General features: G+C 47.4%; 12 protein-coding genes. 1 reads left to right on the top strand and 11 read right to left on the bottom strand.

Features of this window, described 5'->3' with window-relative positions; genetic code table 11:
- Window positions 1-119: 119 nt before the first annotated feature.
- From ACS5WU_RS13720 to mnmA, 6 genes are all read right to left on the bottom strand, one after another.
- Entirely contained in the window at window positions 120-1,004 is an 885-nt protein-coding gene (locus tag ACS5WU_RS13720; RefSeq protein ID WP_302761473.1) for an SPL family radical SAM protein, read from the bottom strand.
- Window positions 1,005-1,008: 4 nt separating this feature from the next.
- Window positions 1,009-1,758: an N-acetyltransferase gene (locus tag ACS5WU_RS13715; RefSeq protein WP_302761475.1), complete on the bottom strand. Its 750-nt coding sequence runs from the start codon at window positions 1,756-1,758 to the stop codon at window positions 1,009-1,011.
- 9 nt (window positions 1,759-1,767) lie between these two features.
- The gene (locus ACS5WU_RS13710) at window positions 1,768-2,217 is read right to left on the bottom strand and encodes a GyrI-like domain-containing protein (protein ID WP_046442824.1); all 450 of its coding nucleotides are present in this window, start codon (window positions 2,215-2,217) and stop codon (window positions 1,768-1,770) included.
- Between the two features lie 69 nt (window positions 2,218-2,286).
- Window positions 2,287-3,180 carry a helix-turn-helix transcriptional regulator gene (locus ACS5WU_RS13705; protein ID WP_302761478.1) on the bottom strand — a complete coding sequence of 298 codons (894 nt, stop codon included), beginning with the start codon at window positions 3,178-3,180 and terminating at the stop codon, window positions 2,287-2,289.
- Between the two features lie 9 nt (window positions 3,181-3,189).
- A complete protein-coding gene (locus ACS5WU_RS13700; RefSeq protein WP_046442826.1) occupies window positions 3,190-4,017 on the bottom strand; it encodes a formamidopyrimidine-DNA glycosylase in 828 nt (275 codons plus the stop codon).
- 129 nt (window positions 4,018-4,146) lie between these two features.
- Window positions 4,147-5,241 carry a tRNA 2-thiouridine(34) synthase MnmA gene (gene mnmA, locus ACS5WU_RS13695; protein WP_059109500.1) on the bottom strand — a complete coding sequence of 365 codons (1,095 nt, stop codon included), beginning with the start codon at window positions 5,239-5,241 and terminating at the stop codon, window positions 4,147-4,149.
- An 89-nt stretch (window positions 5,242-5,330) separates the two neighbouring features.
- Between mnmA and ACS5WU_RS13690 the strand changes: the two genes are divergently transcribed.
- A complete protein-coding gene (locus ACS5WU_RS13690) occupies window positions 5,331-6,293 on the top strand; it encodes a ComEC/Rec2 family competence protein (RefSeq protein WP_052740323.1) in 963 nt (320 codons plus the stop codon).
- A gap of 20 nt (window positions 6,294-6,313) precedes the next feature.
- Here ACS5WU_RS13690 and ACS5WU_RS13685 read toward each other — a convergent pair whose 3' ends face one another.
- The 5 genes from ACS5WU_RS13685 to ACS5WU_RS13665 form a co-directional block, all read right to left on the bottom strand.
- Window positions 6,314-7,255 carry a hypothetical protein gene (locus tag ACS5WU_RS13685; protein ID WP_302761481.1) on the bottom strand — a complete coding sequence of 314 codons (942 nt, stop codon included), beginning with the start codon at window positions 7,253-7,255 and terminating at the stop codon, window positions 6,314-6,316.
- 90 nt (window positions 7,256-7,345) lie between these two features.
- A complete protein-coding gene (locus tag ACS5WU_RS13680) occupies window positions 7,346-7,804 on the bottom strand; it encodes an NUDIX domain-containing protein (protein ID WP_046442829.1) in 459 nt (152 codons plus the stop codon).
- 300 nt (window positions 7,805-8,104) lie between these two features.
- The gene (locus tag ACS5WU_RS13675; protein ID WP_046442830.1) at window positions 8,105-8,857 is read right to left on the bottom strand and encodes an exodeoxyribonuclease III; all 753 of its coding nucleotides are present in this window, start codon (window positions 8,855-8,857) and stop codon (window positions 8,105-8,107) included.
- 22 nt (window positions 8,858-8,879) lie between these two features.
- A complete protein-coding gene (locus ACS5WU_RS13670) occupies window positions 8,880-9,659 on the bottom strand; it encodes a hypothetical protein (RefSeq protein WP_046442831.1) in 780 nt (259 codons plus the stop codon).
- A 14-nt stretch (window positions 9,660-9,673) separates the two neighbouring features.
- Window positions 9,674-10,720 (bottom strand): alcohol dehydrogenase, encoded by a 1,047-nt coding sequence (locus tag ACS5WU_RS13665; protein ID WP_302761485.1) that lies wholly within the window; start codon window positions 10,718-10,720, stop codon window positions 9,674-9,676.
- Between the last annotated feature and the right edge of the window lie 201 nt (window positions 10,721-10,921).

Raw genomic sequence — 10,921 nt, 5'->3', positions numbered from 1 at the left:
AATTTTTTTTTTGAGTTTTTGAAAGGTATTTTTGGGGCATCAAAAAACGCGCTGTCTGCGCGCTTTATCTTGTGCTTTCCATAAGCCTTACCACAACATTTTGAGTTTCTTTTTTCTATTTAAAAGAGACTGAGTTGTTCTGTTTTTTCTTCCGGTTTCTTATATGCGGATATGATATCCTCCATGCGGTACAGCAGTCCTTCCTTTTCGCATTCCACCTTGAAGACTTCATATAACCTCCGTACGTTTGGAGGACTGCAGTTGTACCTGTTTGCATACCGCCTCATATATTGTTTTTTGAGTCCCGGCAATCTATGCTCCAACTGTTCATAATAGTAATCCCTCTGGTTATCGCGCAACGTCACTCCAAAAATTGAATAAACAAATCGCGCCCCATTTCCGGCCGACCTGCGGACAATTTCCCTGACGTTCGTTTCCGTGTCTGTGATATACGGAAGAACCGGTGTAAACAATACCCCTGTAAAGATTCCCGCATCCGCAAGCTTCTTTACCGCTATAAACCGTTCCGAGGAGGGACATACATTCGGCTCAATCTTACGTGCAAGCGCATCGTCTGCCGTTGTAATCGTAAGCTTAATGATCGCAGAGCCTCTGCCTGTAATGTTCCGGAGAATATCCACATCCCGTTCCACCAAGCTGCTTTTTGTTTCAAGTGATACGCCGAATCCGAACCGCTCGAGCAGTTTAAGCGCGCCACGCGTGATATTCAGCTTTCTCTCGAACGGGTTATAGGTATCTGACATCGCGCCAATCCCAACGACGCCCTTACGCCTCTTTTTTCGCAGCTCGGATTCCAGAATTTGAAGCGCGTTCTTTTTCAGCCGCACCCTGTCGAAGTCCTCCACTTGATAGCAATCGCTCCTGCTGTCGCAGTAGATACAGCCATGGCAGCAGCCGCGATACAGATTCATATTATAGTCGGCGCCGAACCATTCGCTTGTTTTGCCACGTGCCAGGATTGTTTTTGCGGATATCAGTTCCATTCTATTAGAAGCCCTTTTCGTCCAGGAATTTGATAAATTTTTTACCGCTGAACATCTCGTTCGTCAAAAATTCTCCATTATAATAAACTGAATAAGTGGAAAATGGCGAAGGAGCATTCTGCGCTTCTGTCTTATTCTCGATCTTCCTGACTGTAAGAGGCGCGTTCCTTTCCTCTGCAATTTTCTCCAGCAAGGGTATATACTTGATATTCCACGGGCAATGATCTGTGTAGCAGATCACAATACCCTGCTCCTGAATGTTTCCATTCTTTGCATTTTGCCTGAATTTTGGCACTTCCGCATTTTCATCGAACGGGAGATACAGAAGCCTGAAATATGGCGGGGCGCTGTCTGCTACTATAAACCCTTTTTTTATCAAAAACCTGGGATCGGAAAGAAACGGACGTTTCTTGTCGGAAGAGACTGCCACAAGCCCTTTCCTTCCAAGCCGCTTTGCTTCATTAATACATTCTGCAAGAAGCGCCGTTCCATATCCCTGCTTTGCATGGGCTCCCGCAACCCAAAAACAGTCGATGAACAGATACCCATCTGCTTCAATCGGCGCCCATGCGTTTTCCGCCGGAACAAATTCAACAAACGCTTTTCCCCGGCCTTCAAGCTTACGGAATTCATAACCATCACCAAAACAGCCCTTCATCCATTCCTTTTTCGCCCCGGCGCTTTTTTGATCGGAAATCGCACAGCATATATGCTCATGTTCAATATTATTTTCAGCTACTTTGATAACGTCCATATGCTCCCCTTATTTGATCCCAATATAAATATGTATTTCCTGTCCGCCGTCGCCCTGCAAATAATCCTCAAAGTCACTTTGGTAACTTCTGTCGAGCGGAAGGCTCCAGACCGCGTTCCATATTTCCTGAACTGCCTGTTGCAAATCTCCCTTCGCAACAAACCTTGCGTATTTTCCTGCGTATATTTTTTTTACCGGAAAAACGCTGTTTTCATTTTCTCCTGATACCTCACACCCTGCCAGATAAGAATAGGGTTTGGTATAATCGCCTTCATAATCCGTATAGAGTCCGATACAGTTTTGGCCTATCCGGTTTTTGATCAATTCCTGTTTACCGTTCGCGAGGAAATCCTGCCATAGCATCCCAATATCCATCGCACCTTTCCCGTTTGCGTTTTCCGTCCTGATTTCCACTCCCTGCACAAACTTATCATTTAACGTTACAATTTCATATTCCATTTTACCATTCTCCTTCATCATTTGATCTGTTATCAGGATAACACCCATAACCTGACATCGAATGGCATATTATAAATATTGCTCTAACGTTTTTTGCAGACGCTCCCTGACCATATTTTTAATTCGTTCGGGTTGCAGCACCTGCGCATTTTCTCCAAAAGACAAAATATATCCGTATACCCATTCATCCTCGGGCACGACCAGCTCTGCCTCAAAGCCTTCGCCACATTTGCGAATATTCTGCTCGTCGAATTCATCGTATACGCGGTAGGCCATGCACGCGTCGATAAAAAGTGTGATCCGGACACATTTTTGCGGCGCGTCTGTTTTTGCCTCAATCGGTGGCATTGCTTCCTTCCGTTCAAATTTTTCATGCAGCATATTAAGATTTTTCATGCGCGAAAGCTTAAAAATACGATAGTCTTCCCTCTGCCTGCAGAACCCCTGGACGTACCAGGCCTTTCCTTTATAGAGCAGTCGCAACGGCTCCACACTGCGCTCTGTCTTTTTCCCGTCCCCGCCAAAATATTGAAAGGATATTGCCCGTTTTTCAAGAACCGCTTTTTTTAATAAGTTAAATTTATCCTTTTCCGCCTTACCCCAGTCCGAAAAATCAACCTCGATCCAGTCAAATTTTTCCTGACGAAAAACAACGTTCAGTTTTGAAATCACATCTCCTGTCTCAGGATATTGCGTTGCTTGCAGGCTTTGCAGCCCAATCATAATCTGGTTCCTCTCCTGATCAGTAAGCAGTGATTTTTGCAGCACAAAATCATCCATCAGCGCGATCCCGCCGCCCTTTCCCTTCATGGCATATACCGGTATACCGGAAAAGCTCAGCGAATCGATATCGCGGTAAATCGTGCGTACAGATACCTCAAACTTTTCAGCAAGCTCCTTTGCAGTCACCTTTTGCCTGTCAAGCAATATGTAAATGATCTCAAATAGACGGTTGTTGCGCATAGCTCCCTCTTAAAGCGCCTGGCATACAGGACAATAATAGATATTTCCACCAAGGTACGCTTCCTTTTTGATCGCGCCGCCGCATGCAGGACAGATCATTTCCTTATTATTTTTACTCATAACGGTCTGATAGCCGCCCGGATTCCCAAAGAGGTCTTTTTCCGTATCCCTTCCCCCTTTTTCCGCCATATCGGCAAGAATATTTTTAACGGCCATATATAGCTCCGCAATCTCCTGTCCGGTAAAATCTGCCAGCTTTTTCTTCGGATGGATACGCGCCGTCCATAGAATATCCTGCGCGACGCCGTTTCCCACCCCCGGTATCCGCTGCTGTGTCGCAAGAAAAGCCTTCGCTGAGGTTTTCTTTTGATCCACCTCCGCAAGAAGCTGCCTGAAATAGTCCACGTCAAAGGCCTCCTCAAGCGGTGAAACTTTTTCCCTTGCCACAAGGTAATAAGGATTTTGGTTCTCTCCCGCACGGAAAGCGGACATCGCTCCATACATCTGTACCTTTGCAACCAAAGCGCTGCCATCGTCAAACAGGATATACAGCTGATGCTTTGCAGGTTCTTTTTCCCCCGGCTGGAGGAAGCGTAAATTGATGCCGTCATTAAAATCAAGGCGGCAATCCTCGATCTCTATTTCAAAATGGCCGCCGTAGGCCTTTGTTTCTCCAACGGTCTTTGCGCTGAGCAACGCATCGTAGCCCTGTGGGTCCCCGCAAAAGAAAGCAAAACCATGCGGGCTTTTCCCCGCAACCACTTTGCTGATTTTTTTCCCTTTTATGGTCTCTGTCAGTTGTTTTGCAAACACGGCGCTTTCCGGTAATTCAATCATATGATATTCTCCTGTCTCCGTTTTTTGAATCTATTATATACTAGTAAACTGACACCTGACGTCATATTCACATTTTGTCACAAAATTTGCCAGACAAAAACGGGCGGCAACCGCCGCCCAGGATAACCTTTAAAATATAACCTCGTCGATCACGCCACCGCCAAGGCAAATATCCCCGTCATACAGAACACAGTACTGCCCGGGTGTAACCGCACGTTGCTTTTCTTCAAATTCCACGCGGTATAAAGCTTCTCCCAGCTTTTCCGCCCGGCCCTTCTGGTCCGGCTGACGGTAACGCACCTTTGCGCCGCACTCAAAGCTTTTTCTTTCCCCGCCGCCCGATATAAAATTCATGCCGCTCATCACAAGCGCGCGCGAATAAAGCAATTCCGACTCCGCCCCCTGTGAAACATAAAGAATATTATTCTGCATATCCTTCTCGACTACAAACCACCGCTCTCCCGTGCCGTCCTTGCTTCCTCCAATATTAAGGCCGCGCCGCTGTCCCAGCGTGTAGTACATCAGTCCGTCGTGCCGACCGACAACTTCGCCCTCCACCGTCTTCATGTCACCCGGGCTTGCCGGAAGGTAAGTCTGCAAAAACTGTTTAAACTTTCGCTCGCCGATAAAGCATATCCCTGTCGAATCTTTTTTCTTCGCTACGGAAAGCCCCGCTCTGTCTGCCAGCGCGCGGACATCCGCCTTCTGCATCCCGCCGATCGGAAACATGGCCCTCTCGATCTGGTTCTGGGAAAGCATACAAAGAAAATAGCTTTGATCCTTTCCGGCGTCAAGGCCCTTTTTCAGATAAGTAATACCCTTACTGCTTTCAAGCCGCGCATAGTGCCCGGTGGCAAGATAATCCGCGCCCGCCTTTTTTGCAAAATCAAGAAACGCTGCAAATTTGATTTCCTTGTTGCACAGTACATCCGGGTTTGGCGTCCGCCCGCGTTTATATTCCGCAAGGAAATATTGGAACACACGCTCCCAATACTCATTCTCAAAATTAACCGTATAATATGGAATCCCGATCTGGTCGCACACTGAGCGCACATCTTCATAATCTGCGGCAGCCGGGCATTCCGCATCATCAGCGCTGTCGTCCCAGTTTTTCATGAATACGCCTACTACGTCATATCCCTGTTCCTTCAAAAGCAATGCCGATACCGCCGAATCAACACCGCCGGACATTCCTACAATCACACGTTTTTTAGCACTTCCCATAAATTCTTTCTCCGTTTTTCCTCTGCCCGGTTTTACATTTCGTTCTATTATAGTATAATCGTTCATAGGAATTATGCAAGGAGACACGGATGGCAAGACGGAAAAATAAAAAGAGCGCCGCAGGGGCGTTGATCGCTGTTTTATGCGTGATTGGCATTATCCTGGTTTTTGCGTTTGGGACGCAAGGCGATTTTATCAGCAACCTGAAACAAATCTGGAACAACACAATCAGTTATGGACATTCTTCCTCAGCGCAGTCCGTATCATCACTTGTGGCCCCGGAGGACAGCGATAAGCTGTTGCTTTACGTAATGGATACAGGGAATTCAGACAGTATGGTGCTTCGCACGCCGGACGGCCATGCCATTCTGATCGACGCCGCGGATAACGACGACTCGCAGCAAATTCTGGATACGCTTCATTTACTGGGCATTGAAAAGCTCGACGGCGTGGTCGCTACCCATCCCCACGCAGACCACATCGGTTCCATGGCTGCGGTGCTTTCCGGCGTGCCGGTCTCAACGATTTATATGACAGATTTTACCGCCACCACCAAAACGTATGAATCTATGATCGACGTGATCGAACAAAAGGATATCCACGCAGTCAATGTAACCGCAGGATATCAATTCTCTGTGGGCGGCGTTCATTTCACAGCGCTCAATCCGCAGAACAAGGATTATGGCGATGCAAATAATTCCAGTATCGTACTGCTGGCGCAATACGGCGATACGAAATTCCTGTTTGAGGGGGATGCCGAAAAAGCCGCGATTTCCGATATGCTATCAAACTATTCCGATCAAATGGATATCGACGTATTAAAGGTTGGACACCATGGCTCTTCCAATGCAACGACGCAGGCCTTCCTCGACGTTACCACGCCACAGCTTGCGATCATCACCTGCGGTAAAGATAATGATTACGGCCACCCGCATACGGAAACCATCGATATGCTCGGTGGAATGCAGATTCCTATTCTGCGTACCGACCAAAACGGGGATATCGCCGTCTTTACTGACGGAAGTACCATTACATACAAAACGGCGGCCTGAAAGACCGCCGTTTTTTTGCCTTAATCCATTTCCGCTACATCCACTTGGATATATTTTTCGCTGACTCCGTACGCTCCGGCAACCGCCTTTGCGATTTCATCCTTTACTTCCCGTTCGTTCTTTTGCTGCCTTGCGTTTAAAACATCGAAAATAATTTTCTCCGTTTTCTCTTCATCCAACTGCGTAATATCGATTTCGTCCGCAATCGCGCAATCAGCCGACACCTTTACTCCATACCGGTTTGCTCCGCTGCTGCAAAACGCGCTCAAACGCAATTCTTCATCTTTATCAAACAGGAAGACGTAATCATTAAGCTGTACCACCGCATCTTCGTTGCGGTACTTTGCTTTCAGTTCGTTTTCAAGCGCGACAAATCCTTTTTTGTCCATCCCCTTCACATTCCTGTCTTCCTTATAAAATGTAAATCCAAGTTCCTCCGCACGCTCCTCACTCGATTCGTCCATACCAGCTACGCCGCTTATCTGCTCAAATTCTTGCGCAGTTACCGGAGTAAGCGCCGCAATATTGCCGTCTGCGTCGCGCTCCGCGATAAGCAGCACTCCGATCTCAGAATAAAACCCATTTGTCCAGATAGAGTCGCTTTCGTCGTACAACGCCGCCAGGGGCTTTCCATCATACCACCATGTGCCTGTCTGTTCATCATAGCTGAGGCCATAGGCCCCATATTTCTCCAGCCAGCTTTCTTCGTCCATCCAGCCGTTCATTGCCGATTCCGCCGCTTCCGCAATAGCGCTCTGCGTATTACCCAGATGGATTTCATTGCGCCATTCGCCGCTGTGCTCCGTAACCTCCTGCACTACGCGGTCCTTCACTTCCACCGCAGACTGCATCAGTTCCCCCACCCTGCTGTACATTGGCGCACAGCTGCACAATATCCCGACGGAAAGTGTGATCACAAGAATACAAACAATTACCTTCAACGATTTTTTCTTCTCACTCATAGTGCTCTTCCTCCTGATTTACTTTCTCAATTATACCGCGATATTTTCGAGAGTGTTTTACAGGCGGCTGAACACTTTCTTAAAAGTCTCTTAACGATCCAGGTTATTGCGTTTCAGGCGTTCATTCAGCTCCCAAAGCGCCGTATTCTGATCCGGCATCCGCACCATGAGATTTGCCTTGCCGTAGTCCATCCAGCCAAAACGAAGATGTTCGTCGGATAATGTAATGTTACCATCGTATGGCATTCCAAAGAAATACATGGGCAGCACTACGATATCTTTTCCCCAGACAGGCGTCCATTCCGGAAAAACCGTGCTGCGCATACAGCTTATGCTGTCAAGCCGGTAAAGTGGGCCGGGGGCTGTAATACCTCCTTCCTCCCTGCACTCACGCAGGGCGCTCTGCTCGATCGTTTCTCCGGATTCGCCCCCTCCGCTGATTCCCTGCCATATTTGCGGCAGGTCTGACCGTTGGAAAATCGCGTATTCATACGCATCTCCTCTTTTGCGGTAAGGAAAAACATGTATATGGTAAGGCATTCTGCTCATTGATTCCCGCTCCTTTTGCATTATTATATTAAATAAACCCTACTGCAAATAAATCTTAGTTTCCGATGCTTTTATTTACAATTTCTTAAAAATTCATTCATCTCCATTTCATGAAAGGCTGTTATCTTTATATTATACAAATTCTACTCCGGCAAACAAAGCTCCACCCCGCCGGGGTAGTCAAAAAACACCGCCTCCGGCGTTTACATAGATCAATCAACCTCTGGCTCCCTCCATACTATCTATATGGGAGCCTTTTTATTTAAAAAAGAGCCATAACGGCTCTTTTTCATTTTCTGCTTATTTGATGACAAGCCCAACCGGGCAATGGTCGCTGCCCAAAACGTCAGAATAGATTTCCGCGTCTACGATCCTGTCCTTCATATCTTCCGACACCAGAAAATAATCGATACGCCATCCCGCATTGTTTGCGCGTGCGTTAAACCGGTACGACCACCAGGAATACCGCCCTGTTTCCCCCGGATGTAAATACCGGAAGGAATCGATAAAGCCCGCGTCAAGTAGCTCTGTCATCTTTTCACGTTCCTGCGGCGTAAACCCCGCATTTTTCACATTCGACTTTGGATTTTTGAGGTCGATCTCCGTATGTGCAACATTCAAATCACCACAGACGATCACACCCTTCTTTTTGTTCAGGGAGAGAAGGTACGCACGAAAATCATCCTCCCATTTCATACGGTAATCGAGTCTCTTAAGCCCCTCCTGTGAATTTGGCGTATAGACGTTCACCAGATAAAAGTCAGGAAGTTCAAGCGTGATCACCCGCCCTTCGGTGGAATGCTCCTCAATATCAAAATCATATGAAACTGATTCGGGTTTTATTTTGCTGAACACCGCCGTTCCGGAATACCCTTTTCTTTCGGCACTGTTCCAATATTCGTCATAGCCCTTGAAATCGAAAACAGCCTGTCCCTTTTGCATTTTTGTTTCCTGCACACAAAGGATATCCGCACCGCTTCCTTCCAGATATTCCAGAAATCCTTTTCCAACCGCTGCGCGCAGTCCGTTTACGTTCCATGAAATCAGCTTCATTCGTTTTACCGCCTTTCCCTGTTCAGGTTCTTTGATGCTTTAATTTTTTAGAAGCCTCGTCCGCTTCAATCCGCGCTTTTCTTGCTTTCGCTTCCAGCGCAAGGTATTCCTTCTTTGCCGCCGCCGCTTTCTTCTCAAGCCGCTTTGCCTCCTCGCCGGCTTCCAGCGCATCGCTTTCCTTTAAAGACTGCACCGGATCAAAAGCATCCTCCTTGTAAAGCCACACAAGGACTGAAAACAAAAAGATACCCGCAAGGATGATTCCCGTCATCTCCGTAAGGGCCGTTGTTCCAAGCATCCCCATCAGGGCAATCAGCACAACCCAGATAATCAAAACAAAAATCAACGCTTTTTTAAATAAAATCGAATAATAATTCCGCAATGTAAGTGCAAAAAGCATCAGGGTAACAGCCAGAGAAATCGACGATATCTGTGCGCAGAAGTTATGCAGCCAGGCAAAGGCAGGAAATGTTTCAGGCAGGAAGGGTACTATATTTCCAAAAATCAATATTGCCGTCGCAAATGTAACAAATCCACGAATTTTGGAGCGCGTATTTTTGGTGAGCATCAAAAGGTAACCCATGAAACTCGAAAAGTAACCGCAAAATACAATCGTCCATACAATAAAAAGCAAATGAATGCTGACGCTTGTACTTCCCATCGCCGACATCGACACCGTCAGCACATTGTCCCTTGCTCCCATGATCAATGTAAACACCGGAATGATTCCCAGAGAAAAAATCCCATAGATGATCATTCCTCCAACAATGCGTTTACGGTAGCCTGACATCTCGTCCTTCATCAATAACCACTTCCTTACTTATTATACTCATAGGGCGTTACAGCCCATTTCATGCAATGATCCTGTTTTTTCTCAAAAACACGATAGCCTTCAGCGATATCGTTGAGCGGGGCTGTGTGCGTCAGCAAAAAATCCGTATTCAGCCTCCCCGCTTCAATCAGCTTCATCAACCGCGCGCAGTGCACCGCGTCCACGCCGCCGGTTTTAAACGTCAGGTTTTTTCCATACATATTGGGAAGCGGCAGCGTTTGCGCCTCCTCATACATTGCCACAAGCGCAACAACCGCATTGGGGCGCGCGATTTTCCATGCCATTTCAAACGTATCCTTCGCGCCCGCCGCTTCAATGACACTGTCCGCGCCGCGTCCGTCCGTTATTTCTCCCACCCTTTGCTCCGCATCCTCATTCGCCGGATTGATTCCAACATCGCAAAGTCCTTCCTTTAAGGCAACCTCCAGCCGGTAAGCATCCGGTTCTATGGCAATAATCTTTGCCGCGCCAAAAAGCCCTGCGCACATCATCGCACACATACCAACAGGGCCCGCGCCGATTACCGCGACAGTATCCCCCGGTTTTATTTCACAAAGCTCCGCGCCAAAATATCCGCTCGACAGAATGTCCCCAAGAAGCAAGGCGTTTTTATCCGTCACTGCATCAGGAATTTTGGTAAGCCCCATTTCCGCAAAGGGAACGCGCACATATTCCGCCTGGCATCCATCGATACGGCAGCCAAGCTCCCAGCCGCCCTGCTCGCAGTTGTTGATGAATCCCCGCCTGCAAAACCAGCAATCTCCACAAAAGGTAATACAGTTTGCAGCGACTCGGTCTCCCGGTTTCAGGCCTTTCACCTGTGCGCCGCACGCTACAATTTCCCCCACAAATTCATGCCCCATAACGATATCGTCCTTTGCACGCGGCACAGCGCCGTGTATGACATGTAAATCGCTGGTACATATTGTTGACAGCGTCACTCTCACAATCGCATCCTGCGGGCTTTTAAGCGCCGGTACAGGGCGGTCTGTGAGTTCAGTTTTTCCATTGGAATATACAAGTGCTTTCATAATTTTATCTCTCTAATAAATATATCTATTTAAAGATATCACAGCCTTGCAGTATTGACAATCTCCTACCGCAAATAAAAAAGAACCGGCGCTTTCCTGATAAAAGCAACCGGTTCTTATTTTCAGACCTCCACCTCTCCGGAGCCAATCACGGCGTCTGCCGGGGATGATGCAGCATCGCCTGAGAAAACCAGCTCATCC

It is taken from the genome of Christensenella sp. KGMB01412 (assembly GCF_055522415.1).
The sequence above is the reverse complement of the archived record's forward strand: the minus strand, read 5'-3'. Positions and strand labels throughout refer to the sequence as shown.

Excerpts from the sequence above, each read along its gene's own strand:
- ACS5WU_RS13720 (WP_302761473.1), bottom strand. The coding sequence starts at position 1,004 with ATGGAACTGATATCCGCAAAAACAATCCTGGCACGTGGCAAAACAAGC.
- ACS5WU_RS13715 (WP_302761475.1), bottom strand. The coding sequence starts at position 1,758 with ATGGACGTTATCAAAGTAGCTGAAAATAATATTGAACATGAGCATATA.
- ACS5WU_RS13710 (WP_046442824.1), bottom strand. The coding sequence starts at position 2,217 with ATGGAATATGAAATTGTAACGTTAAATGATAAGTTTGTGCAGGGAGTG.
- ACS5WU_RS13705 (WP_302761478.1), bottom strand. The coding sequence starts at position 3,180 with ATGCGCAACAACCGTCTATTTGAGATCATTTACATATTGCTTGACAGG.
- ACS5WU_RS13700 (WP_046442826.1), bottom strand. The coding sequence starts at position 4,017 with ATGATTGAATTACCGGAAAGCGCCGTGTTTGCAAAACAACTGACAGAG.
- mnmA (WP_059109500.1), bottom strand. The coding sequence starts at position 5,241 with ATGGGAAGTGCTAAAAAACGTGTGATTGTAGGAATGTCCGGCGGTGTT.
- ACS5WU_RS13690 (WP_052740323.1), top strand. The coding sequence starts at position 5,331 with ATGGCAAGACGGAAAAATAAAAAGAGCGCCGCAGGGGCGTTGATCGCT.
- ACS5WU_RS13685 (WP_302761481.1), bottom strand. The coding sequence starts at position 7,255 with ATGAGTGAGAAGAAAAAATCGTTGAAGGTAATTGTTTGTATTCTTGTG.
- ACS5WU_RS13680 (WP_046442829.1), bottom strand. The coding sequence starts at position 7,804 with ATGAGCAGAATGCCTTACCATATACATGTTTTTCCTTACCGCAAAAGA.
- ACS5WU_RS13675 (WP_046442830.1), bottom strand. The coding sequence starts at position 8,857 with ATGAAGCTGATTTCATGGAACGTAAACGGACTGCGCGCAGCGGTTGGA.
- ACS5WU_RS13670 (WP_046442831.1), bottom strand. The coding sequence starts at position 9,659 with ATGAAGGACGAGATGTCAGGCTACCGTAAACGCATTGTTGGAGGAATG.
- ACS5WU_RS13665 (WP_302761485.1), bottom strand. The coding sequence starts at position 10,720 with ATGAAAGCACTTGTATATTCCAATGGAAAAACTGAACTCACAGACCGC.